At 49.7% G+C, this 382-nt stretch carries 2 rRNA genes; both read right to left on the bottom strand.

Annotated features, from left to right (window positions below):
• Positions 1 to 6: 6 nt before the first annotated feature.
• Positions 7 to 122, bottom strand: a 5S ribosomal RNA gene (gene rrf, locus WA279_RS20810).
• A 132-nt stretch (positions 123 to 254) separates the two neighbouring features.
• Positions 255 to 382, bottom strand: a 23S ribosomal RNA gene (locus WA279_RS20805); the annotation flags it as partial.

The raw sequence follows: 382 nt of genomic DNA, 5'->3' as shown, positions 1-382 counted from the left end.
AAGCTTGCTTGGCGGCGTCCTACTCTCACAGGGGGAAACCCCCGACTACCATCGGCGCTGAAGAGCTTAACTTCCGTGTTCGGTATGGGAACGGGTGTGACCTCTTCGCTATCGCCACCAAACAAATGCCTTCAGGATGAAGGTACTGGGCGTTTCTCACAGGATGTGAGAGCCCTTAGCGGAGTTTCCTTACCTTCCGCCTTTAGAGAGGTGTTCTCTCAAAACTAGATAACAGGTGTGACATCATTCAAAATGTGGTTAAGTCCTCGATCGATTAGTATCTGTCAGCTCCATGTGTCGCCACACTTCCACCTCAGACCTATCAACCTGATCATCTTTCAGGGATCTTACTTCCTTGCGGAATGGGAAATCTCATCTTGAG

This window comes from Bacillus sp. 204(2023) (assembly GCF_037027505.1).
GTDB lineage: Bacteria > Bacillota > Bacilli > Bacillales > Bacillaceae > Bacillus > Bacillus subtilis.
This window is presented reverse-complemented; position numbering and strand designations above follow the sequence as displayed.